A 19,837-nucleotide genomic window follows, 5' to 3' on the forward strand; every position below is an offset into this window, starting at 1 on the left:
AACCACAGGAGGTGGGCGCCATGCGCTCAGGAATGCGATTTCGTGGAGAGGGTCCCCGCGGCGACCGGCGTCGCGGCCCGGGCCCGGAGTTCGAGGGGATGCCGGGGGAGGGCTACGAGCGCCGCGCGGCGTTCGGCGGCTTCGGTCCGCCGTTCGGCGGCGGTGGCCCCGGCCGCCCGATGGGCGGTCCGTTCGGGCACGGCTTCGGCGGGCACGGCGGCCGGCGCGGCGGCCCGCACGGGCGGCGCGGGGGCCGGGCACGGCGTGGGGACGTCCGTGCCTCGCTGCTGGCGCTGCTCAAGGAGCGGCCGATGCACGGGTACGAGATGATCGCCGAGATCACCGAGCGGACCGGCGGGGCCTGGCGGCCGAGTCCGGGTTCGATCTACCCGAACCTCCAGCTGATGGAGGAGGAGGGCCTGATCGTCGCGGAGGTGATCGGCGGCAAGCGGCTGGTCTCGCTCACCGAGGCGGGCCGGGCCGAGGCCGAGGCGGGGGCCGCGGAGCCGTGGGCGGAGGCCGGCCGGGAGGTCGACTGGGAGGCCGTCCAGGAGGTCGGCCAGGCGCTGGCCGCGGTCGACCAGGCGATCCGTCAGGTCATGGCCACCGGCTCGGAGGGGCAGCGCACCAAGGGCCTGGCGGTGCTGACCGAGGCCCGCAAGAAGCTGTACCTGATCCTCGCCGAGGACGAATGACCGAGGGTGAATGACCGGGGACGACTGACCGAGGTGCCCGACCGTCGCCGGGGGGAAGCGGGCGGTGCCGCTGTTCGGGAGCGGGCCCGGGAGCGGGCTCAGCCGCGGATCGTGAACAGGGCCACGCAGGAGAGCAGCAGCACCGCCCACGCGAACCAGAGCCAGCCGTCGGGCCCGATGACGACGGTGTAGAGGCTGATCACGACCAGCAGCGCCGCGGTGACGCCGGCCACCTGCCGGTTGTGGTGCGCGATCGCCTGGGTCCTGCTCCTGGGGTGCCGCACGGTTCTCGCCATAGCCGTCCTCCCGGGGAGGCTGCGGAGGGGCGCGGCCCGCGCGGCCGTCAGTCGGACGCGCGCTCGGTGGCCGCCTCGTCGTACTCGTAGCGCCAGAACCAGCGGGTGCCGTGCACCTGCTTGGACCGGACGTACACCAGTGTGCGCGCGGGGGTGTCGCCGTGCGCGGGGACCGGCACCTTGTACTTCTTGGGCACGCCGAGCATCATCCCCACCTCGATGGGGAGGACCTGGCCGTCCATGGGGCCGCCGACGAATTCGGTCTCCGCTTTCACCCCACCAGGGTCTCACCTCCGGGCGGGTGACGTTACGGCGGACCACCGGAGGGGGCCTTGTGGCCACTGCGTGCCGGGAGTGTGACCGGCGAGGCACCGCCCCCGGTCATCCGAAGGGCCCGCGCACCCTTATCCTTCCTGTTACGCCCTCGGGGTCCACCCGGGTCAGCGGGCCCCGTGCGGGCCGGGCGAGGCGCGGATCGGCGTGCTCTCCCGGCCTTCGAGCCGCAGCCCGAGCGCTGCCGCGACTCCGTACCGTGACCCGGGCGTCGGCCGTCCGGTGACCCCGGCTCCGGCCGGCAGGGCGTGGACGGCAAGGCCGAGCACCGACCCGGGAAGCAGCGGGGGGCGCCGTGCGTTGCGTCGGAGAGGTACGTCGAACGCTGTGTCGCACCAGGCACGGCAGCGCGCGGAAGGGGCCCGATGGAAGCCGGCAGCAGGTGGACGACCTGGTGGCAGAAGCGTGACCGTGAGCGGGCCCGTCCGGGCGACGCGGACACTCCCGCCGCCCGACTGGATCAGCTGCTCGGCGCCGTCCGCGCCGGTTTCCCGCTCGCACCCGCGGCCCATCCGGCCGGCTACCGATGTTCGTGCGACCGGGTCGCCTGTCCGGCGCCCGCCCAGCACCCGGTGTCCTTCGCCTGGCAGACCCAGGCCACCACGGACCCGGAGCAGCTGGCCCGCTGGCTCTCCCGCGACCCGCACGCCAACTTCGTGACCGCCACCGGCCGCGCGCACGACGTCCTGGACGTCCCGGCCGAGGCCGGGCGGCTCGCCCTGGAGCGGCTGACGGCGCTCGGCGTCGAGGGCCCGGTGGCCGCCGTCGGCGAGGACCGCTACCTGTTCTTCACCGCCACCCGCGGCACCCCGCAGGACGAGGACGAGTGGTGGCCGAGCGCGCTCGACTCCACGCCGGACACCATGTCCGAGCACCCCGGCCTGCGCTGGCACTGCCGCGGCTCGTACACGCTGCTGCCGCCGGCCGCGCTGCCGGACGGCTCCCAGGTGCGGTGGCTGCGCGGGCCCGAGCTGTCCCTGCCGGACCCGCTGCGCGTCCTCGACGTGCTGACGGACGCCTGCACCGAGGTGGGCGCCGTGGCCGAGGAGCAGTGGCTCATCGGCTGACGACGCCCACCGGGGCGGGGCGCCGCGGCGTGGGTCACGGCAGGGTCAGGACCTCCGCGCCGTCCGCCGTGACCACCAGGGTGTGCTCGAACTGGGCGGTGCGCTTGCGGTCCTTGGTGACGACGGTCCAGCCGTCCGGCCAGATCTCGTAGTCGTAGGTGCCGAGGGTGAGCATCGGCTCGATGGTGAAGGTCATCCCGGGCTTGATCACCTCGGTGGCCCGCTCGCTGTCGTAGTGCGGGATGATCAGGCCGGAGTGGAACGACGTGTTGATGCCGTGGCCGGTGAAGTCCCGCACGACGCCGTAGTCGAAGCGCTTGGCGTAGGACTCGATGACCCGGCCGATCACGTTGATCTGACGGCCCGGCTTGACCGCCTTGATCGCCCGGTCGAGCGACTCCCTGGTCCGCTCGACCAGCAGCCGGGACTCCTCGTCCACGTCGCCGACCAGGTAGGTGGCGTTGAGGTCGCCGTGCACGCCGTGGATGTAGGCGGTGGCGTCGATGTTGACGATGTCGCCGTCCTGGAGCACGGTCGAGTCCGGGATGCCGTGGCAGATCACCTCGTTGATCGAGGTGCAGACGGACTTGGGGAAGCCCCGGTAGCCGAGGTCGGACGGGTAGGCGCCGTGGTCGCACATGTACGCGTGGGCGACGGCGTCCAGCGCGTCGGTGGTGACGCCGGGCGCGATCAGCGCGGCCGCCTCGGCCATCGCCTGCGCGGCGATCCGGCCCGCGATCCGCATCTTCTCGATCGTCTCGGCGGTCTGCACCTCGGGCCCGGTGTACGGCGTCGGCGCGGGCTTGCCGACGTACTCGGGGCGCGCGATGTGCGCCGGGACCTTGCGGGTGGGGGACTGGGTGCCGGGTACGAGAGCCATGCGGCGAGTCTATCGGCCGGGCCCCGGGCGGCCGGGAGGTGTGCGGAGCGGCCCCGGCCGGGGAATGATCGGTAGCGGACCGTCCGCCGTCGTACAGGAGACCGCCATGCCCCTGGGATTCCACCGCAAGCCGACCGGCAAGCCCGGCGAGTGGTTCTACTGCATCAAGCACAACAAGGTCGAGGAGGGCCCCGAGTGCCCGGCCAAGGACCGCCTCGGCCCGTACGCCACCCGCGACGAGGCGGCGCACGCCCTCCAGCTCGTCGAGGAGCGCAACCGCGAGTGGCGCAACGCGTCGGACGACAAGCCGGAGGGCGGGGCGGAGCGACAGGCCGAGTGACGGCTCGTCAGGGGGCTGCCGCCGCCCGTTCGCGCTCCGCCCGTTCGTGCCCGGCCCGGACGGCGGCGGTGTTCGGGTCGGTGCGGTCGTCGTACCGCAGCAGGCTGGGGAGCGCCGCGGCGACGGCGACGACGGCGACGACGCAGGCCGCCCCGCCGGTCCAGACGGAGGCCCGGACACCGATCAGGCCGGCCATCGTGCCGGCCCGGACCTGCCCGAGCTGCGGGCCGACCGAATAGCTGAGCAGTTCCACGCCCGCCATCCGGCCGCGGACCTCGTCCGGGATGGACTGGTTCCACATGGTCGAGCGGGCGACGCCGCTGATCTCGTCGGCACCGCCGGCCAGCGCCAGGCCGAGCAGGACCACCCAGACGTTGCCGGCCAGGCCCGCGAGCGCCATCGCCGCACCCCAGCCGACGGCGGCGACGACCAGCAGGCGGCCATGCCGGTGCACCCGGGAGGTCCACCCGCTGGTCGCGCCGACCAGCAGGGCGCCCGCGGCGGAGGCCGCGTACATCGGGCCGAGCGCCCAGTCGGCGCCCAACTCCGAGGCCAGGAACGGGAAGACGGCGACGGGGAAGGCGAACAGCATCGCGCAGAGGTCGATCGCGTACGTGCCGAGCAGGTCCTTGCGGCTCCACGCGTACCGGAGCCCGGTGAACACAGCCTGCAGGGTGGGGCGTTCGGCGTCGCTCGCGGGCGGCACGGCGCGGATCCGGGCGAGCAGCAGCAGCGACACGGCGAACGTGAGGACGTCGAGCGCGTACGCCGTCCGCACCCCGGCGAAGGCGACGGTGACGCCGGCCAGCGCCGGGCCCGCCACCGAAGCGACGTTGCGGTACAGGGATTTGAGGGCGAACGCGGCGGCCAGCTGGTCGTGCCGGACGATCCGCGGGACGAGCGAGTCCAGCGCCGGGCGCTGGAGGCCGTCGGCCGCGGCGACCAGCGCGGCGACCGCGTAGACCGGCCAGAGCAGCGGCTGCGGCAGCAGCGCGTTGAGCAGGAGCAGCCCGGCCAGCAGGCCGAGCCCGGCCTCGGACAGCAGCACCAGCCGGCGCCGGTCGAGGGCGTCGGCGAGCGCGCCGCCCCAGAGCCCGAAGACGATCAGCGGGACGAGCTCGAAGGCGCCGACCAGGCCGACCGCGAAGGACGAACCGGTGAGGTCCTTGATCTGCATCGGCACGGCGACGTAGGTGAGGAAGCTGCCGAAGCTCGTCACGCAGCCGGACGTCCAGAGCAGCCGGAAGTCGCGGGAGGAGCGCCAGGGCGAGAGGTCGGGGCGCAGCGAGCGCAGCAGGGCGCGCAGCCGGCCGGTATGGGGTGGTTCGTCGTCGTTCACGAACGACCATCCTCGGACGGCCGTTCCGGGCGCCGCAACGGGTTTTCCCGGCCGCCGGGGCGGGGCCTACCAGCGGCCGATCGCCGGGGGCGCGGCGAGCCGGGCGGCCAGGTCGGCGAGCCGGCCGAGGGCCGAGCGGCGGGGCGGGGGCTGCGCGGCGGCGGCGCTCACCAGGTGCTGGGCGAGGTCGAAGGGCTCTTCCGCGCCGGTGCCGACGGCCAGCCGCTCGTGCGCGAGCGCGCGGAGGTCGTCGAGTCCGTCGGGGCCGGCGAGTCCGCCCGGCCCGCCGGCCGCGGCGCCGCCGTCCAGCGCGAGCACCGTCGCGCCGCCCCGGCGGGCGTCCAGGACGCGCTCCAGCAGCGGCGCGCCGACGGCCCGCGGGGCGACCACCAGGACGGTGGCGCCGCGCCGGGCCCCGCTGAGCCGCCCGAGGCCGTGCGCCAGGTGCGCCGGGGCGCCGGCCGTCGGGCCGTGCCGCAGCAGGGTGGGCGCCAGCCGGGGGACGTCCGACCAGGCGGCCTCGTCGTCCAGGTGGGCGGCCAGGTGCCAGGGCTCGTACGCCTCGGTGCCGACCAGCAGCAGCTCGCCCGCCCCGCGCCGGGACACCGAGCGGCGCAGCGCTCCGGCGAAGCCGCCGACCGCCTCCAGCCAGCCGGTGCCCGCCAGCCGCTCCCGGAGTGCCGAAACTCTCACCGCGTCCATGGGCCTCAGAATGTCCGCCCGGCCGGGGATTTGGCAGGATCGGCCCATGACTTCCCTCGATTCAGCGACAAACCCGGCCCGTGAGCTGCCGGACGTCTCGCAGCTGGTGGTCGGCGTCCTCGGCGGCACCGGCGACCAGGGGCGCGGGCTGGCCCTGCGACTGGCCAAGGCCGGCCAGCAGGTGATCATCGGCTCGCGCGACGCCGCCCGGGCCGAGGCCTCGGCCGCCGAGCTGGGCCTCGGCGTGCGCGGCGCCGACAACGCCGCCGTCGCCCGGGAGAGCGACATCGTGATCATCGCCGTCCCGTGGGACGGGCACGCCGCGACCCTCACCGCCCTGCGCGAGGAGCTGGCCGGCAAGATCGTCGTCGACTGCGTGAACCCGCTCGGCTTCGACAAGCAGGGCGCCTACGCGCTCGTCCCGGAGGAGGGCAGCGCCGCGCAGCAGGCCGCCGCGCTCCTGCCGGACTCGCGGGTCACCGCCGCGTTCCACCACCTGTCGGCGGTGCTGCTCCAGGACGAGTCGGTGGAGCGGATCGACACCGACGTCATGGTCCTCGGCGACGGGCGGGCCGCCACCGACGTCGTGCAGGCGCTCGCCGAGCGGATCCCCGGCATGCGGGGCATCTTCGCCGGCCGGCTGCGCAACGCCCACCAGGTCGAGTCGCTGGTGGCCAACCTGATCTCGGTCAACCGCCGTTACAAGGCGCACGCGGGCCTGCGGATCACCGACGTCTGAGCACGTCCCGCCGTGTCGGCCTCACCCCTGGACCCGGTCCGGAGGTGAGGTCGGCGACAATGGGGGCCGGCCGCCGGGCAGATCCCTTCCGGTCGGCCCGCCGTCCGCGCCCGAGGAGCCGCCCGCCATGCCCCGCACGTCCGTCTTCGCCCTGATCGTCGTCGTCCTCGCGCTGGCCGCCGCCGTCGTCTCGCTGACCCAGGGCTTCTGGCTGGGCCTGATCTGGATCCCGCTGGCGGGCGTCGCGAGCAACGTCCTGTGGATGAACCGGCGCCGGGCGAAGCTGGCCGCCGCCCAGGCCGCCGAACAGGGCTAGTTCTTCCGGCCGGGCTAGTTCTTCCAGAAGCTGAACAGGGCGCGGCCGAGCGCCGCGTAGGTGGAGTTCACCCCGAACAGGTCCATCACGTCGTAGATGATCCCGAAGAAGAACGAGTTGACCTGCGGTTGCCACAGCAGCGCGAACACGGCCAGCATCCCGTACGGGGCGAACGGCTCGACGGCGCGGCGCGCGTTGTACGACAGCCAGGGCTCGATGATCCCGTAGCCGTCCAGGCCCGGCACCGGCAGCAGGTTCAGCAGCGCCGCGCTGAGCTGGAGCAGGCCGAGGAAGCCCATGCCGGCTTCGAGGGCCGTCATCTGGTCGCCGCTGAACGCCAGGTGGTAGGACGGTACGTCGCTGTTGTGCAGCCACCCCGCACCCACCGGGATCAGCAGCACTGCGGCGCAGACCAGGTTGACCAGCGGCCCGGCCGCCGAGATCAGGCTGTGCTTGAGCCGGCCCTGGATCCGGTGGCGCTCGATCCAGACCGAGCCGCCGGGCAGGCCGATGCCGCCGAGGATCACGAACACGATCGGCAGCACGAAGCTGAGCAGCACGTTCGCGTACTTGAGCGGGTTGAGCGTCAGGTAGCCCTTCGCGCCGACGCTGATGTCGCCGCCGTGCAGCGCGGTGCGCGCGTGCGCGTACTCGTGCAGGCAGAGCGAGACCATCCAGCCCGCGACGACGAACAGGAACACCCCGAACGAGGCGTTGCCGTAGCCGGCGTACACCGCCCAGCCGGAGGTGCCCAGTACGGCCAGGAGCACCCAGAACACCGGGCTGATCCGGCGGTCGTCGCTGCGCGAGCGCTGCGTTGCGGCGAAGGTCATGGTGTGGTGCTCCGGGGGTCAGGGGGGTGGAACGGGGCGAGCGGACGGCGCACCGATCATGCCGGGCGCGCCCGTGACCGGACAAGCCGTCCAGGGTGAACGTCCGGCGCCCTCGTCCGGGTTCCGGGGGCTTCCGTGGGTGCCCGGACAATTGTGCGCCCCCGCGACCGGACATCGACCAGAATGGTCCGGTGCACTACGGCATCCTCGGAACCACCACGGCCCATCACGACGACGGCACGCCGGTCCCGCTCGGCGGTGCCCGGCTGCGCGCGCTGCTCACCGCCCTGGTCCTGCGCGAGGGCCGTCCGGTGCCGGCCGACCTCCTGGTGGACGAGGTGTGGGACGCGGAACCACCGCAGGACGCCTCCGCCGCCCTGCAGACCCTGGTCGGCCGGCTGCGCCGCACCGTCGGCCGGGACGAGATCGGCTCCGGTCCCGCCGGGTACTGGCTGACCGGCCCCGCCACCGACCTCGCCGAGTTCCGCCGGCTCTCCGCCGAGGGCCGCCGCGCGCTGGACGCCGGCGACCACGCGCTCGCCGCCGAGCGGCTGCGGGCCGCCCTCGGGCTGTGGCGCGGCCCCGCGCTGGCCGACCTGCCGGACCGGGGCCCGGCCGCCCGGCTGGAGGCCCAGCGCGACGAGGCCCGCCGGCACCGCATCACCGCCGAGCTCGGGCTCGGCCGGGCCGCCGACCTGGTCGCCGAGCTCACCGAGCACTGCGAGCGGCGCCCGCTGGACGAGCCCTGGCAGTACCTGCTGCTCCGCGCGCTGCACGGGAGCGGCCGGACGGCCGAGGCGCTGCGCCACTACGAGCGGACCAGGCGCGCCCTCGCGGACGAGCTCGGCGTCGACCCCGGTCGTCAACTCCAGGACCTCCACGCCGAGTTGCTGGTGCCGGAGGAGGCCGTGCCACCGCCCAGGGCGCCCGCGCGCGCTGTCGTCGCCGGGAACCTGCGCGGTCGGCTCACCAGCTTCGTCGGCCGCGAGAGCGATCTCGCCGCCCTGCGCGAGGCGCTGACGACCGGCCGGCTGACCACCCTGACCGGCCCCGGCGGCTCCGGCAAGACCAGCCTCGCGGTCGAGGCCGGCCGCGCCGAACTCGCCGCCGGCCGCTGGCCGGAGGGCGTCTGGGTGGCCGAACTCGCCCCGCTGGAGAGCCCGGAGGCCGTCCCCGCCGCCGTGGTCTCCGCGCTCGGCCTGCGCGAGACCGTCCTGCACACCGGCAGCATCGTCGCCGAGGTGATCGACAAGCGCGCCGAGGACCCGCTGAGCCGGCTGGTCGAGCACTGCGCCCACCGCCGGATGCTGCTCGTCCTCGACAACTGCGAGCACCTGATCCAGGCCGCCGCCGACCTCGCCGCCACCCTGCTCGTCGAGTGCCCCGGCCTGACCGTGCTCGCCACCAGCCGCGAGCCGCTCGGCGTGCCCGGCGAGACCGTCGTGCCGGTCGAGCCGCTGCCCGCCCCCGTCGCGCTGCGGCTGCTCGGCGAGCGGGCCGCCGCCGCCCGTCCCGGCTACGACCCGGGCAGTGAGCCGGAGGCCTGCGCCGAGATCTGCCGCCGCCTGGACGGCCTGCCGCTCGCCATCGAGCTCGCCGCCGCCCGGCTGCGGGTGATGACGGCCCGCCAGATCGCCGACCGCCTGGACGGCCGGTTCGGCCTGCTCACCGCAGGCAGCCGCACCCTGCTGCCGCGCCAGCAGACCCTCCGCGCGGTGGTCGACTGGAGCTGGGACCTCCTCGGCAAGCGCGAACGGGCCGTCCTGCGGCGGCTGTCGGTGTTCGCCGGCGGCTGGCGGCTGGAGGACGCCGAGGCGGTCTGCGCCGACGGCGTCGAGGTGACCCGCACCGAGGTCGCCGACCTGCTGCTCTCCCTCGTGGACAAGTCCCTGCTGGTGGCCGACCTCGGCGACGGGGACCTGCCGCGCTACCGGATGCTGGAGACCATCCACGAGTACGCGGAGGAGCGCCTCGCCGAGGCCGTCGAGAACGCCGAGACGGAGGGCCGCCACCTCGCCCACTTCCGCGAACTGGTCGCCACCGCCGACCTGAGCATCCACGGCCCGCAGCAACTGCACTGGCTGGCGGTGCTGGAGCGCGAGCAGGACAACATCCGGGCCGCGCTGCGCCGCGCGGTCGACCGGCGGGACGAGGAGCAGGCCCTCGCCCTCGCGCTCGGCATGAGCTGGTACTGGTCGCTGCGCGGCTACAGCCTGGAGGCCCGCGGCTGGTACACCGCGATCGCCGCGCTCGGCCCCGACCCGTTCGACCCGGCCGGACCGGCCCCCGTGCCGCTGGAGCGCAACGTGCTCGCGTACGGCGTGCCGATGCCCGAGGGCGTCGTCGAGGAGGCCCGCCGGCTGCTCGCGATGTACCGGCTGATCGGGCTGTTCGAGGGGAACCTGGAGGTGCTCGGGGACCAGGAGGCGATCGCGGTCTCGCAGCACCTGCTGGAGGTGTTCGGCCCGGGGCTGCCGCAGTCCTACCGCTTCCCGGCCCTGATGCGGGTGTTCGGCGCCTTCCTGGCCGGCCGGCTGGAAGTGATGAAGGACCTGATGGACGACGCCGTGCGCGGCTGCGAGGTGCACGGCGGGCTGACCGACCTCGCGTTCGTCCTGCAGATCCGGGCCAAGGTGATGAACGACTGGCCGGGCGGGGCCGAGCAGGGCGTCCTCGACGGCGAGCGGTCCCTGGCGCTGTACCGGGAGGCCGGGGACCTCTGGGGGAGCTCCCAGGCGCTGGCCGCCCGCGGCGAGGCGCTGGCCAACTCGGGTGAGCCGGAGGAGGCCGCGGCCGCGTACGAGCAGGCGATCGAGCTGGCCGAGGTCCTGGGCGCGCCGCAGGAGGTGCCGATCCTGCGGGTCAACCTCGGCGCCGCGCTGCTGGAGCGGGACATGGAGCGCGGCGAGCGGATCATCCGGGAGACCATCGACGGCCTCGACCGGACGAGCGCGAACCACTCCGTCAGCGGCGCCTTCCTGTTCGGGCACCTGACGCTCTGCGGCATCCACGCCCAGCGCGGGGACTACGACCGGGCGCTGACCGAACTGGACCAGCTGGACGGGACCCGGGTGGGCGGCTTCAGCCCGGGTGTGGTGGCCGGTCTGCTCACCACCGCCCGCGGCTGGATCATCGCCCGCGCCGGCCGGCCGGAGGAGGGGCTGGCCCTGCTGCGCGAGGGCCGGCGGCTGCTCACCGCGATGGAGGGCGCGACCGGCTTCGCCGAGCAGATGACGGTCATGGTGGTGCCGGCCGTGGTCGGCGTGCTGCGGTCCTTCGCCGAACGGGACGCCGACCTCGTGAAGGCCCGCCTGGGTGCCGTGCTGCTAGCGGCCCACAACGGGATGAACGGCCCGAAGGGCGGCTACCTGGACCGCGCCGAGCGCGAGCGCTCGGGAGCCGCCCTGCGGTCCCTGCTGGGCGACGAGGCGTTCGAGGCCGCCTGCGCCGAGGGCCACGGCATGACCCCGCAGCAGACGCGCGCCGTCCTGGACGAGCTGATCGGCTAGGGCCACGGCACCAGGGACGGCGATCCCGCCTCCACCGGAGGCGGGATCGCGGGCGGTCCGCCCCCCCGCGGCGGGCCGGCGGCCGGCCGTCACACCCGCTTGCGGAACCGCGCCACCGCGAGCGGGGCGAAGATCGCGGTCGACGCGGCGGACCAGATCAGCACGATCATCACCGGGTGGGCCACCGCCCCCTCGCCGTTGAGCAGCGCGCGGGAGGCGTCGGCCAGCGCGGACAGCGGGTTGACCTTGGTGAAGGCCTGCAGCCAGCCCGGCATCGTGCTGGTCGGCGCGAAGATCGAGCTGCCGAACTGCATCGGCATCAGGACCAGCATGGAGACGCCCTGGACGGCCTGGGCGCTGCGCAGCGACATGCCCAGCAGCATGGAGATCCAGACGATCGACATGCCGAACACCAGCGACAGGCCGATCGCGGCCAGCAGCTCCGGCACGCCGGTCTTCAGTTCGAAGCCGAGGATGAAGGCGAAGGTCAGCAGGATCGCGGAGGAGAGCAGGGCCCGCAGCGTCTCGGCCACGATCTTGGAGAGCAGGACGGAGGCCCGGCCGATCGGCAGGGTGCGGAAGCGGTCCATCACCCCGGTCTGGAAGTCGGTGTTCAGGCCGGTGCCGACGGCCAGCGCCAGCGTCATGCCGGTCTGCCCGAGCAGTCCGGGGATCATGAACTGCTTGTACTTGTCCTGGTCGCCGGCGAACACGGCGCCGCCGAAGACGTAGACGAACAGCACGGTGAAGACGATCGGCATCAGCACGGCGTCGAACATCGACTCCGGGTCGGCCTTGATCCGCATCAGGTTGCGGCGGGTCAGCGCGCCGATGTGGCGCAGGGTGCCGGCCAGGCCGATCCGGGTGTCGTCGGCGCCGGAGTCCTCGACCCGGGCGGGGGCGAGCGTGGCGGTGGTCATGCGACGGGCTCCTTGACGAGGCCGGCGGCGGCCGTGGTGGCCGCGTCGGCGGTGGGCTTGCCGGTGATGGCGAGGAAGACCTCGTCCAGGCTGGGCACCTTGGTGTCGATGCCGGCGATCGCGAAGCCGCGTCCGCCGAGCACCCCGATGACGGTGGTGAGCTGCTGCTCGTCGACGAGCGGTACCGCGAGCAGGCCGTCGTCGGGGGAGAAGGTGGCGGAGGAGATGCCGTTCTCGTGCAGGCAGCGGGCCATCTCCGGCAGTTCGGCCGGGTGGGCCGGGCGGACCTGGAGGATCCGGCCGCCGACCTTGGCCTTGAGCTCGGCGACGCCGCCGTTGGCGATCACCCGGCCGCGGTCGATGACGGTCAGCTCGTTCGCGAGCTGCTCGGCCTCCTCCATGTACTGGGTGGTCAGCAGCACGGTGCTGCCCTCGGCGACCATCCGCTGCACCTCGTCCCAGACCTCGTTGCGGGTGCGCGGGTCCAGGCCGGTGGTGGGCTCGTCCAGGTAGAGCACCCGGGGGCGGCCGATCATGCTGGCGGCCAGGTCGAGGCGTCGGCGCATGCCGCCGGAGTAGGTCTTGGCGATCCGCTTGGCGGCCTCGGTGAGCGAGAAGCGCTCCAGCAGCTCGGTGGCGCGGGCCTTGGCCTCACGGCCGGGGAGGTCGAGCAGCCGGCCGATCAGGTAGAGGTTCTCGTAGCCGGAGAGCAGCTCGTCCACGGAGGCGTACTGGCCGGTCAGGCCGATGGTGCGGCGCAGCTGCTTGGGCTGGCGCAGGACGTCGTAGCCGCCGACGAACGCGGTGCCCGCGTCCGGCTTGATCAGCGTGGACAGGACCCGCACCAGGGTGGTCTTGCCGGCGCCGTTGGGGCCGAGCAGGGCGCGGACGGTGCCTTCGGCCACGGTGAGGTCGACCCCGTCGAGGGCCTTGGTGTCACCGAAGTGCTTGACGATGCCGCGGACCTCGACGGCGTTGCCCGCGGCGACGGCTTGCCGGGAGCCGGGCCGGTCGTTCGGGGTGGTGGCGATTCGTGTCATGCCCCGAAGGGTGTCCGGCCCGGCTGTCAGCGGGCTGTCATCGCGGGGGAGGGCCCGGCGCGGCGCTGTCACCCCGCTGTCACGGGCGGCCGGGCGTGACAGCGCCGCCGGTGCGGGCCCCCGGAAACGGCTGCGGCCCCGCTCCCGGGGCGGGGAGCGGGGCCGGCCGGCGGCGCGTCAGTGGAAGCTGTGCTCGGCCGCGGGGAAGGTGCCGGCACGGACGTCCTCGGCGTACGCGCGGGCGGCGTCGCCGAGGACGGCCCGCAGGTTGGCGTACTGCTTGACGAACTTGGGCACCCGGCCGGCGGTCATGCCGGCCATGTCGGTCCAGACCAGGACCTGGGCGTCGGTGTCGGGCCCGCCGCCGATGCCGACGGTCGGGATCGCGAGCTGCTCGGTGACCTGCTTGGCCAGCTCGGCGGGCACCGCCTCCAGCACGACCGAGAAGGCGCCGGCCTGCTGGACGGCCTTCGCGTCGCGCAGCAGCTGGTGCGCCGCCTCGTCGCCGCGGCCCTGGACCGGGTAGCCGCCGAGGGCGTACACGGACTGCGGGGTGAGGCCGATGTGCGCCATCACCGGGACGCCGGCCTCGGTCAGGAGCTCGATCGAACGGGCGCTGCGCTCGCCGCCCTCCAGCTTGACCGCGCCGACGCCGGCCTCCTTCATCAGGCGGGCGGCGTTGTGCATGGCCTGGGCGGGGGACTCCTGGTAGGAGCCGAACGGCAGGTCGGCGACGACCATCGCGCGCTTGGTGCCGCGGACGACGGCGGCGGAGAGCATCACCATCTGATCCATGGTCACCGGCACGGTGGTCTCGTAGCCGAGGTGGCAGTTGCCGGCCGAGTCGCCGACCAGGAGGACGGGGATGCCGGCCTCGTCGAACACGCCCGCGGTGAGGGCGTCGTAGGCGGTGAGCATGGACCACTTCTCGCCGCGCTGCTTGGCGGCGGCGAGGTCGCGGACGGTGACGCGTCGGTTGGTGACCCCGCCGTAGAGGGTGGCGGGCGACGCCTGGTTCTGGGCAGGCGAAGGCGAAGAAGCGTTCATCGAACAGGCTCCTGAAGGGTTGTCGTCTCGTGGCGCCGTACGGCGTCCCCGGATCCCCTCCATGCTTGCACGCCCGGACGGCTGCGCAAAGACAGGTGCACAGGGCCCGGTGCGATCTGCGGCACACCGGGGGTCTTTGCCGCCATTTTGCGATACGGCGTCGTCTCGTATCGAAAATGCGGTTACGCTGTTCGGGGGGTTACGAGACGTCCGCGGCTCGGAATTGCCCGCCAGTGCCACACCATCACGGACGGGAAGACCAATGACCACCGCAGCCGCGCCGCCTCGCGTGCCGGAAGCCATCCACCGCCGCCGCTGGGCGATCCTGAGCACCCTGGTGCTCGCCCTGCTCGTCGTCGTGCTCGACAACTCGATCCTCAACGTCGCGATGAAGACCATCGCGACCCCGGCGCCGGTCGGACTCGGCGCCACCCAGAGCGACCTGGAATGGTCGATCAACTCCTACACGCTGGTGTTCGCCGGGCTGCTCTTCACCTCGGGCCTGCTCGGCGACCGCTTCGGCCGCAAGCGCGCGCTGCTCGCCGGCATGGTCGTCTTCGGGATCGCCTCGCTGCTCTCCGCGATGGCCGGCACGCCCGGCCAACTCGTCGGCTTCCGCGCCCTGATGGGCGTCGGCGCCGCGCTCGCGATGCCCGCCACGCTGGCCATCATCATGAACGTCTTCGAGCGCTCCGAGCAGCCCAAGGCGATCGGCGTCTGGGCCGGCGCGGTCGGTCTCGCCATCGCCATCGGCCCGATCACCGGCGGCGTCCTGATCGAGCACTTCTGGTGGGGCTCGGTCTTCCTGATCAACGTGCCGATCGTCATCGTCGCGGTGATCGCGATGGTGATCCTGGTGCCGGAGTCCAAGGACCCGAACCCGGGCCGGCTCGACCCGGTCGGCGTACTGCTGTCGATCATCGGCCTGGTCGCGCTGATCTTCGGCATCATCAAGGGCGGCGAGCTCGCCGACTTCACCGACGTGCAGGCCTGGGGGCCGGTGCTGATCGGCCTGGTGGCCCTGGCCGCGTTCGTCTGGTTCGAGCGCCGCACCGCACACCCCGCGCTGGACGTCACGTGGTTCCGCAACAAGGTGTTCAGCGCCTCCGTGGTCGTGGTCGGCGTCGTGTTCTTCGCGCTGATGGGCGTCTCGTTCTTCGGCGTCTTCTACATCCAGAGCGTGCGCGGCTACAGCGCGCTGCAGGCCGGTCTGCTGATGCTCCCGCTGGCCGCCGCCCAGCTGGTGTTCGCGCCCCGGGCCCGGCTCGTGGTCGACCGCTTCGGCGTCGCCGCCACCGCCGCCGTCGGCATGCTGCTGATCGCGGCCGGCTTCGTCGGCTACGCCGTGCTGACCGCCACCACGCCGATCTGGGTGCTGATCGTGCTCGGCCTGCTCATGGGCGCCGGCATGGCCCACGTCATGCCGCCGGTCACCGTCGCGATCATGGGCTCGCTGCCCCGCGAGAAGGCGGGCGCGGGATCGGCCGTCAACAACACCTTCCGCCAGGTCGGCGGCTCGCTCGGCGTCGCCGTCCTCGGCGCGGTGCTCTCCACCGTCTACCGCGACCACATGAGCGACACCCTCGCCGGGTTCCCGGCGGAGCTGCGCGACAAGGCGGGCGAGTCCCTGGAGGCCACCCTGGCCATCGCCGGCCGGATGGGCCCCAAGGGCGCGGCGCTGCTCGGTCCCGCCGACGACGCGTTCATCAGCGCCATGCACGTGGTCGCCTCGCTCTCCGCGGGCATCACCGTGGCCGGCGCGCTGATCGCCTGGTTCCTGCTCCCGCGCAAGGCCGCCGGTCCCACCGGCGGGCCCGGTGCCGCGGCGCCCGAGGTCGCCGACCGCCGCGAGAGCGCGGTGGCCGACGCCTGACCGGCGGCCCACCTGAGCGACAATGAGTCCGAAGACGGGCCCTGAGCCCTGCCGCCCCGGGGGCACCCGGCGCGGCAGGGCCGCGGTCCGCCGCCACGGACCACCATCGGAGACAACGGAACGGCGCCCCCGCGCCCGCGCACATCCAGGGAGACCAGCGGGATGAAGACGGACACCCCGACCGCCGAGGCCGCGCCGACCTGCGCGGCCGTCCGCCGCGGCCGTCCGCGCAGCGAGGCCGCCGAGCTGGCCATCTTCACCGCGGTCGAGGACCTGATGGCGGGCGGTGCGAACCTGTCCGAGCTGACCATCGAGGGCATCGCCACCGCCGCCGGCGTCGGCAAGGCCACCATCTACCGGCGCTGGCCCAACAAGGAGGCCCTGCTGGTCGACGTGGTCAGCCGGCTGGAGATCGCGATGCCGGAGCCGACCGGCGTCAGCGCCCGGGACGACCTGGTCGCGATGATCGACTACATGCGGCGGCGCGGCCTCGCCAAGCGCAGCCGCTGGATCCTCAAGGCCGCCTTCGGCCAGATGCACAGCCTGCCCGAGCTGCACAAGGCCTACCACGAGCGGGTGGTGCGGCCCCGGCGCGAGGCCGCGCTCGCGCTCGTGCGCCGGGCCGTCGACGAAGGCGTGCTCCGCGCCGACCTCGACATCGAGCTGCTCGGCGACCTCCTGATGGGCCCGATCCTCTACCGCAGCATCCTGTGGGACGACTCCGACCTGGAGGACCCGGAGCTGGCCGGCAAGATGATCGACGCCCTGCTCGACGGCCTCGCGCCCGGCGCCTGAACGCCGGTTCGTCCCCGTCCGTTCCCGTCCGCCCCCGGCGTGGCCTCGCTCACCAAAGCGGGCCACGCCGGAACCCGCTCCGGCGGCCCCGCGTCTGTCCCGGCATAGGCTGAGCCGGGATCCGATCAAACCGGCACCAGTCCGGCATGCCGCCCGTACCCCCACGGGCCGGGCGGCGGACGGGCGAGGGCACGAGCGAACGGGAGCCACGGATGACGCAGGCGGACAGGACCGACCGGGTGAGGGGCGAGGAGAGTGCCCCGGCCCCCGCGGGTGCCGCGCGCGTCCGGGGGGACCTGGGCGGACGCTTCCTGGGCCTGCGGCACTGGGGCCGGGACGGCCGCGGTGCCACCGCGTGGCGGCGCGGTCTCGTCGTCGCCGCGCTGGCCCTGGTCACCGGCCTCCTGCTGGGCTTCCACGCCGACGTGCCGAACAGTCCCGGCAACCTCGGCAGCCTCCTGGAGACGTTCCTGCCCTGGCTCGGCCTGGCCGTGCCGGTGCTGCTCGTACCCGCGCTGCTGCGGCGCTCGGCCACCGCGCTGATCGCCCTGCTGGTGCCCGCGGTGCTGTGGGTCAACCTCTTCGGCGGCCTGGTCACCGACAAGAGCGGCGGCCAGGGCGACTGGACGGTGGTCACCCACAACGTGGCCGCCGGCAACACCGACGTGCCGGGCACCGTCCGCAACCTGGTGGACTCGGGCGCGCAGATCGTCGCCCTCCAGGAGCTGGCCGGCAAGGCGCTGCGCGGCTACGAGACCGGCCTCGCGCCGGCGTACCCGTACCACGCGGTCGAGGGCACCGTCGGCCTGTGGTCGAAGTACCCGATCGCCGACGTCCAGCCGGTGGACCTCAGGATGGGCTGGACCCGGGCCTTCCGGGCCGAGGTCACCACCCCGCAGGGCCCGGTCGCGGTGTACGTCGCGCACCTGCCGTCCGTCCGCCTGAAGGCCGAGGGCGGCTTCACCGTCGCCCAGCGGGACGTCAGCGCACAGGCCCTCGGGGACGCGATCCAGGCCGAGCGGCTCAAGAAGGTGCTGCTGCTCGGCGACCTCAACGGCACGATGAACGACCGCAGCCTGGCGCCCGTCACCTCGCAGATGCGCTCGGCCCAGGGCGCGGCGGGGGACGGCTTCGGCTTCAGCTGGCCGTCGTCCTTCCCGATGGCGCGGATCGACCAGATCATGAGCAAGGGCGGCCTGCGCCCGGTCGAGTCCCGCACCCTGCCCCGGGACGGCAGCGACCACCTCGCGGTGGCCGCCGCCTACCGGTTCCAGTGATCCCTAGCCGCGCCGCCAGCGGTTGGTGATCGGCAGGCGGCGGTCCCGGCCGAAGTTCTTGACCGAGATCTTCGGGCCCGGCGGGTACTGGCGCCGCTTGTACTCGGCGGTGTCCACCAGCCGCACCACCCGGTCCACGACCGCCGGGTCGAAGCCGGCCGCGACGATCGCGTCCCGTCCCTCGTCGCCCTCGATGTAGCGGGCCAGCACGCTGTCCAGGAGGTCGTAGTCGGGCAGCGAGTCGCTGTCCACCTGGTCCGGGCGCAGCTCGGCGGACGGCGGCTTGGTGATCGTGTTCTCCGGGATCGGCGGCGCCTCGCCGCGCCGCTCGGCCTCCTCGTTGCGCCAGCGGGCGAGGCGGAAGATCAGCGACTTGTAGACGTCCTTGATCGGGCCGAACGCGCCCACCGAGTCGCCGTACAGGGTCGAGTAGCCGACCGCCAGCTCGCTCTTGTTGCCGGGCGCGAGCACGATGTGCCCCTCCTGGTTGGAGATCGCCATCAGCAGGGTGCCGCGCAGGCGGGACTGCAGGTTCTCCTCGGCCAGACCGGTCAGTTCGGTGGCCGCCAGGTAGGCGTCGAACATCGGGGCGATGGAGACCGTGCGGAAGTGCAGTCCGGTGCGGCGGGCCAGGTCGGCCGCGTCGTCCTTGGAGTGCTCGGAGGAGTAGCGGCTCGGCATCGAGACGCAGTACACGTTCTCGGCGCCGATCGCGTCGACCGCGATCGAGGCGACGAGCGCGGAGTCGATGCCGCCGGAGAGGCCGATCAGTACGGACGTGAAGCCGTTCTTGGTGGCGTACGCCCGGGTGCCGGAGACCAGCGCGGCCCAGATCTCGGCCTCGTCGGAGATCCGCGGCGCCACCTCGGCGGCGAGCTTCTCCGCGGGGGCGGGCCGCGGCTCGCCGCTCAGTTCGGTGCGCACCAGGTGCAGGCCGTCGGTCAGCAGCAGGCCGTCGGTGTGGTCGCTGCTCGCGGCCGGCAGGTCGAGGTCCAGCACCATCAGGTGCTCCTCGAACTGCGGGGAGCGGCCCAGTACTTCGCCGTCCGCGCCGACGACGATCGAGTCGCCGTCGAAGACCAGCTCGTCCTGGCCGCCGACCATGTTGACGTAGGCCAGGGTGCAGCCCGCCTCGGCGGCGCGGCGGCGCACCAGGTCGAGCCGCTGGTCGTCCTTGTTCCGCTCGTACGGCGAGCCGTTGATCACCAGCAGCAGGCCGGCTCCGGCCTCGCGGGCGGCGGTGACCCGGCCGCCGTCCTGCCAGATGTCCTCGCAGATCGCCAGAGCGACGTCCACGCCGTCCACCCGCAGTACCGGCAGCTGGTCGCCCGGGACGAACCAGCGGAACTCGTCGAACACGCCGTAGTTGGGCAGGTGGTGCTTGGCGAAGCGGGTCACCACCTCGCCCCCGTGCAGCACGGCCGCGCAGTTCTGCGGCGAGCCGGCCGGGCGGCCGAGGCGCGGGGAGGCGTGCTCGGAGCGCCCGAGGTAGCCGACCAAGACCGGCACCTCGCCCAGCCCTTCGGCGGCCAGCCGCCCGGCCAGCTCCACCAGTGCGGCCCGGGACGCCTCGACGAAGGAACGGCGCAGCGCGAGGTCCTCGACCGGGTAGCCGGTCAGGACCATCTCGGGGAACGCGACCAGCTGGGCGCCGGCCTCCACGGCCTGCTTGGTCCAGCGCACCACCTCATCGCTGTTGCGGGCGAGGTCACCGACCCAGGGGTCGATCTGGCTCAGGGCGAGACGGAGATTGGGCATGGTCCGCAGTGTAATCGTCGAACTGACGCAATGTCCTGGCAGGGGGGTCGGCACTGCCCTCGCGGCCGATGATCGGCC

19 protein-coding genes are annotated in these 19,837 nt (G+C 73.7%); 9 read left to right on the top strand and 10 right to left on the bottom strand.

Annotated elements, in window-relative coordinates; genetic code table 11:
* Nucleotides 1-20: 20 nt before the first annotated feature.
* A complete protein-coding gene (locus tag ACFV4G_RS23380; RefSeq protein ID WP_380443416.1) occupies nt 21-695 on the top strand; it encodes a PadR family transcriptional regulator in 675 nt (224 codons plus the stop codon).
* Nucleotides 696-793: 98 nt separating this feature from the next.
* On the opposite strand, the gene ACFV4G_RS23385 is transcribed toward ACFV4G_RS23380, so the two are convergent.
* Nucleotides 794-991: a hypothetical protein gene (locus ACFV4G_RS23385; RefSeq protein ID WP_380443418.1), complete on the bottom strand. Its 198-nt coding sequence runs from the start codon at nt 989-991 to the stop codon at nt 794-796.
* A gap of 47 nt (nt 992-1,038) precedes the next feature.
* On the bottom strand, nt 1,039-1,266 hold the full coding sequence (locus ACFV4G_RS23390; RefSeq protein ID WP_380443419.1) for a hypothetical protein: 228 nt from the start codon (nt 1,264-1,266) through the stop codon (nt 1,039-1,041).
* 423 nt (nt 1,267-1,689) lie between these two features.
* On the opposite strand from ACFV4G_RS23390, the gene ACFV4G_RS23395 reads away from it, so the two are divergent.
* The gene (locus ACFV4G_RS23395) at nt 1,690-2,391 is read left to right on the top strand and encodes a bifunctional DNA primase/polymerase (RefSeq protein ID WP_359961575.1); all 702 of its coding nucleotides are present in this window, start codon (nt 1,690-1,692) and stop codon (nt 2,389-2,391) included.
* A 34-nt stretch (nt 2,392-2,425) separates the two neighbouring features.
* On the opposite strand, the gene map is transcribed toward ACFV4G_RS23395, so the two are convergent.
* Nucleotides 2,426-3,271 (bottom strand): type I methionyl aminopeptidase, encoded by an 846-nt coding sequence (gene map / locus ACFV4G_RS23400; RefSeq protein WP_380443421.1) that lies wholly within the window; start codon nt 3,269-3,271, stop codon nt 2,426-2,428.
* Between the two features lie 106 nt (nt 3,272-3,377).
* Here map and ACFV4G_RS23405 point away from each other — a divergent pair, with 106 nt between their 5' ends.
* Nucleotides 3,378-3,611 carry a hypothetical protein gene (locus ACFV4G_RS23405; RefSeq protein WP_380443423.1) on the top strand — a complete coding sequence of 78 codons (234 nt, stop codon included), beginning with the start codon at nt 3,378-3,380 and terminating at the stop codon, nt 3,609-3,611.
* Between the two features lie 7 nt (nt 3,612-3,618).
* Here ACFV4G_RS23405 and ACFV4G_RS23410 read toward each other — a convergent pair whose 3' ends face one another.
* Both ACFV4G_RS23410 and ACFV4G_RS23415 read right to left on the bottom strand, forming a co-directional pair.
* Nucleotides 3,619-4,950, bottom strand: a complete 1,332-nt coding sequence (locus tag ACFV4G_RS23410) for an MFS transporter (RefSeq protein ID WP_380443425.1) — start codon at nt 4,948-4,950, stop codon at nt 3,619-3,621.
* A gap of 66 nt (nt 4,951-5,016) precedes the next feature.
* Entirely contained in the window at nt 5,017-5,652 is a 636-nt protein-coding gene (locus tag ACFV4G_RS23415) for a hypothetical protein (protein ID WP_380443427.1), read from the bottom strand.
* Between the two features lie 46 nt (nt 5,653-5,698).
* Between ACFV4G_RS23415 and npdG the strand changes: the two genes are divergently transcribed.
* Nucleotides 5,699-6,391 carry an NADPH-dependent F420 reductase gene (gene npdG / locus ACFV4G_RS23420; RefSeq protein WP_380443429.1) on the top strand — a complete coding sequence of 231 codons (693 nt, stop codon included), beginning with the start codon at nt 5,699-5,701 and terminating at the stop codon, nt 6,389-6,391.
* Nucleotides 6,392-6,518: 127 nt separating this feature from the next.
* Nucleotides 6,519-6,707 (top strand): hypothetical protein, encoded by a 189-nt coding sequence (locus ACFV4G_RS23425; protein WP_380443431.1) that lies wholly within the window; start codon nt 6,519-6,521, stop codon nt 6,705-6,707.
* Nucleotides 6,708-6,721: 14 nt separating this feature from the next.
* Here ACFV4G_RS23425 and ACFV4G_RS23430 read toward each other — a convergent pair whose 3' ends face one another.
* Nucleotides 6,722-7,540, bottom strand: a complete 819-nt coding sequence (locus tag ACFV4G_RS23430) for a site-2 protease family protein (protein WP_380443433.1) — start codon at nt 7,538-7,540, stop codon at nt 6,722-6,724.
* 191 nt (nt 7,541-7,731) lie between these two features.
* On the opposite strand from ACFV4G_RS23430, the gene ACFV4G_RS23435 reads away from it, so the two are divergent.
* On the top strand, nt 7,732-11,049 hold the full coding sequence (locus ACFV4G_RS23435) for a BTAD domain-containing putative transcriptional regulator (RefSeq protein ID WP_380443435.1): 3,318 nt from the start codon (nt 7,732-7,734) through the stop codon (nt 11,047-11,049).
* An 89-nt stretch (nt 11,050-11,138) separates the two neighbouring features.
* Here the strand turns inward: ACFV4G_RS23435 and ACFV4G_RS23440 are convergent, their stop codons facing one another.
* From ACFV4G_RS23440 to panB, 3 genes are all read right to left on the bottom strand, one after another.
* Entirely contained in the window at nt 11,139-11,969 is an 831-nt protein-coding gene (locus ACFV4G_RS23440; RefSeq protein WP_380443437.1) for an ABC transporter permease, read from the bottom strand.
* Nucleotides 11,966-13,009, bottom strand: coding sequence for an ATP-binding cassette domain-containing protein (locus ACFV4G_RS23445; protein WP_380443439.1), 1,044 nt, complete (start codon nt 13,007-13,009; stop codon nt 11,966-11,968). Before ACFV4G_RS23445 ends, ACFV4G_RS23440 begins: the two co-directional genes overlap by 4 nt.
* A gap of 177 nt (nt 13,010-13,186) precedes the next feature.
* Complete coding sequence (gene panB, locus ACFV4G_RS23450) at nt 13,187-14,056, bottom strand: 3-methyl-2-oxobutanoate hydroxymethyltransferase (protein ID WP_380443441.1); 870 nt, start codon at nt 14,054-14,056, stop codon at nt 13,187-13,189.
* Between the two features lie 262 nt (nt 14,057-14,318).
* Between panB and ACFV4G_RS23455 the strand changes: the two genes are divergently transcribed.
* The 3 genes from ACFV4G_RS23455 (at nt 14,319) to ACFV4G_RS23465 (ending at nt 18,001) form a co-directional block, all read left to right on the top strand.
* The gene (locus tag ACFV4G_RS23455; protein WP_380443443.1) at nt 14,319-15,929 is read left to right on the top strand and encodes an MFS transporter; all 1,611 of its coding nucleotides are present in this window, start codon (nt 14,319-14,321) and stop codon (nt 15,927-15,929) included.
* Between the two features lie 162 nt (nt 15,930-16,091).
* Nucleotides 16,092-16,724: a TetR/AcrR family transcriptional regulator gene (locus ACFV4G_RS23460; RefSeq protein WP_380443445.1), complete on the top strand. Its 633-nt coding sequence runs from the start codon at nt 16,092-16,094 to the stop codon at nt 16,722-16,724.
* 212 nt (nt 16,725-16,936) lie between these two features.
* Complete coding sequence (locus ACFV4G_RS23465; RefSeq protein WP_380443447.1) at nt 16,937-18,001, top strand: endonuclease/exonuclease/phosphatase family protein; 1,065 nt, start codon at nt 16,937-16,939, stop codon at nt 17,999-18,001.
* Between the two features lie 3 nt (nt 18,002-18,004).
* Here the strand turns inward: ACFV4G_RS23465 and ACFV4G_RS23470 are convergent, their stop codons facing one another.
* Nucleotides 18,005-19,759 (bottom strand): NAD+ synthase, encoded by a 1,755-nt coding sequence (locus tag ACFV4G_RS23470; RefSeq protein WP_380443449.1) that lies wholly within the window; start codon nt 19,757-19,759, stop codon nt 18,005-18,007.
* Between the last annotated feature and the right edge of the window lie 78 nt (nt 19,760-19,837).

Origin of the sequence: Kitasatospora sp. NPDC059747, assembly GCF_042732955.1 — a bacterium.
Taxonomy (GTDB): Bacteria; Actinomycetota; Actinomycetes; order Streptomycetales; family Streptomycetaceae; genus Kitasatospora.